This window comes from Rhodococcus sp. P4_C10, assembly GCF_056402135.1.
In genome coordinates, this window is sequence record NZ_JBFUHZ010000092.1 from 1 (window position 1) to 1529 (window position 1529).

Annotated in this window: 1 protein-coding gene; it reads right to left on the bottom strand. The window is 71.6% G+C overall.

Going from position 1 to position 1529, the window contains the following annotated elements:
* Nucleotides 1-1529: ABC-F family ATP-binding cassette domain-containing protein (locus AC1DWC_RS26645; protein ID WP_477912890.1), on the bottom strand; the 1529-nt coding region annotated here is incomplete at both ends.

A 1529-nucleotide genomic window follows, 5' to 3' on the forward strand; every position in this document is an offset into this window, starting at 1 on the left:
TCCGCCGCACCCGGGTCGTGCGTGACCAGCACCACCGCGCCCTTGTAGCTGCGCAGCGCGTCGAGCACCTGCTCGCGGGAGATCGGGTCCAGGTTGTTCGTCGGCTCGTCGAGCAGCAGCACGTTCGCCGCCGACGACACCAGCCCGGCCAGCGCCAGACGGGTCTTCTCACCGCCGGACAGSGTGCCYGCCGGCTGCTCGAGCTGCGGCCCGGTGAACATGAACGCACCGAGCAGCGARCGCAGCTCCTGCTCCCCCGTGTCGGGCGCGGCGTGCCGGATGTTCTCCCACACCGACGCGTCGTCGTCGAGGGTGTCGTGCTCCTGCGCGAAGTAGCCGATCTTGAGCCCGTGCCCGGGCACCAGCTGGCCGGTGTTCGGCTTCTCCGTGCCGGCCAGGATSCGCAGCAGSGTGGTCTTGCCGGCGCCGTTGAGCCCGAGCACCACCACCCGGCTGCCGCGGTCGATGGCCAGGTCGACGCCGGCGAAGATCTCCAGCGACCCGTACATCTTGGTGAGGTTCTCGGCCATCAGCGGCGTCTTGCCGCAGGTGGCGGGCTCCGGGAAGCGGATGTGCGCGACCTTGTCGGAGACCCGGACGTCGTCGAGGGCGGCCATCAGCTTGTCCGCGCGCTTGGCCATGTTCTGGGCGGCGGTCGCCTTGGTGGCCTTGGCGCCGAGCTTGGCGGCCTGCACGCGCAGCGCGCCGGCCTTCTTCTCGGCGTTGGCGCGCTCGCGGCGGCGACGCTGCTCGTCGGTGGCGCGGGCGTCGAGGTACTTCTGCCAGCCCATGTTGTAGACGTCGGCCTCGGCGCGCACGGCGTCGAGGAACCACACCCGGTTGACCACGTCGCCGAGCAGTTCCACGTCGTGGCTGATCACGATCAGTCCGCCGTCGTGGTTCTGCAGGAACCCGCGCAGCCAGGTGATCGAGTCGGCGTCGAGGTGGTTGGTGGGCTCGTCGAGCAGCAGGATGGTGTCCGAGCGGCCGCCGCTGCCGTCCGACGCCGCGAACAGGATGCGGGCCAGCTCCACCCGGCGGCGCTGACCGCCGGACAGGGTGCGCAGCGGCTGCCCGAGGATGCGGTCGGCCAGCCCGAGGCTGTTGCAGATCCGGGCCGCCTCGCTCTCCGCGACGTAGCCGCCGAGGGACGAGAACCGGTCCTCGAGCTGCCCGTACCTGCGGACGGCCTTGTCCAGCTCGGCCGGGTCGACGAGCTCGGCCATCAGGATCTGCTGCTTGTCCATGTCCCGGAGCAACGCGTCGAGGCCGCGGGCSGAGAGCACCCGGTCCTTGGCGAGSACGTCGAGGTCGCCCTCCTTGGGGTCCTGCGGCAGGTAGCCGAGGTCTCCGGTGCGGATGACCTCGCCCGCGTAGGGCTCGCCCTCGCCGGCGAGGATGCGCAGGGTGGTGGTCTTTCCGGCGCCGTTGCGGCCGACGAGACCGATGCGGTCGCCGGACTGGACGCGCAGGGCGGGGCCGGGCGCGGAGAGGAGGGTCCGCACACCGGCACGAACTTCGAGGTCGGT